Source organism: Methylobacterium sp. WL103 (assembly GCF_008039885.1).
GTDB classification, from domain to species: Bacteria; Pseudomonadota; Alphaproteobacteria; order Rhizobiales; family Beijerinckiaceae; genus Methylobacterium; species Methylobacterium cerastii.
On sequence record NZ_VRUX01000879.1, the window covers coordinates 1 to 1,334 of the forward strand.

General features: G+C 74.0%; 2 protein-coding genes. One reads left to right on the forward strand and one right to left on the reverse strand.

Features of this window, described 5'->3' with window-relative positions; genetic code table 11:
• Positions 1-586 (forward strand): SPOR domain-containing protein (locus FV222_RS26350; protein WP_147816067.1); only part of this gene is annotated, 586 nt, incomplete at its 5' end.
• 144 nt (positions 587-730) lie between these two features.
• On the opposite strand, the gene FV222_RS26355 is transcribed toward FV222_RS26350, so the two are convergent.
• The coding region (locus FV222_RS26355) for a DnaJ domain-containing protein (protein WP_147816070.1) at positions 731-1,334 on the reverse strand (604 nt) is incomplete at its 5' end.

The following is a 1,334-nucleotide window of genomic DNA, read 5'->3' on the forward strand; positions in this document are numbered from 1 at the left end:
GGTCGCCGAGCGCGCCCGCCCGGCGGTCGTCGCCGACGCGGTCTCGCGCACCCGGACACAGCTCGCCTCGGCCGAGGACGACGAGGTCGAGACTACGAACTCGACCGATGCCACCCAGCCCCTCGACATCTCGCCCCGCCGCTCGACCGCGACCCCCGGCAGCGCCGGCGCGTTCAAGGCCGGCCCGCTGCCGAAGGCGGCGCAGGCCTACGCTGCCCCCTCGACCGCGCAGGCCGCGTTCCCCGGCGCGCGCAAGTCCGACCAGCGCATCGCCTCGGCCGACGGCCCGGTCGCCCGCGCCGAGGCACCCAAGCCCGTCCTCGGCCCGAAGATCGTGCCGACGGCCTGGGTGATCCAGCTCGGCGCCATGGACGACGAGGGCAAGGCCAAGGCGATGCTCGCCGACGCCAAGGTGAAGGGCGGCGGCAGCCTCTCGAAGGCCGCCCCCTACACGGTCAAGGTCGAGCACAGCGGCGCCACACTCTACCGCGCCCGCTTCTCCGGCTTCCAGGAGCAGGACGCGGCGCAGGATGCCTGCTCCACCTTGAAGCGCAGCGGCTTCAGCTGCTTCGCCACCCGCAGCTGATCTCTTTCCCGATGCCGTCGCGGTCCGTTCGACCGTGACGCTCTACGATCAACGGCCTTCGCCGTGACGATCGTGCCTCGCGCCGACGGCGGATCCCGCCCTCGGCGAAAGCCGTCCCGTACCCCTGGCAACGCGCGTGGAGTATCAGCGATGTCGGTTCGTCAGCCTGTCGCGGGCCGCGTTGACGCGGGCCGCCCCCTCGGCGCTTCCCCCCTGGTCGGGGTGGGCCCGCTTCATCAGCGTCCGGTGAGCCGTGCGGACGGCCTCTGGGGTCGCCCCGCGCTCAAGCCCCAGGATCTGATAGGCCTCGTCCTGCGTCATCGCCCCTGGCTGCGCCGGGCGGCCCGGCCGCGGGTGGCCATCGCGCTCAGCGTCTACACGCCAGCCGGCGTGCCTGCGGTCGAGATACGCCTCTAGCGGAACCACCGCGGCGGGGTCCTGGACGCGGCAGACCGCCAGCACGGCGCGGAGGTCGGCGAGTCCCAGGCTCTCGAGCCGCCGCCCTCCGAGCGGCCCGCCGCGCAGGATGCCGTCGCCGACCTTGCCGTCGTCGCCCACGACGAAGTCGATGCGGGCCGTCCGGTGCCGTCGCGGCGACGGCGTCACGGATGAAACCCAGCGTTTCAGCCGGGCGCCCAGCGTCTCCGGCCCGTCGAGCAGCCAGACGGCACCGAGCCCGAGGACGAGGGCAGGGCCGAGCTGGCCGCGCAGCATCAGGATGGCGGCGAGCGCGAGCGCAACCCACGCG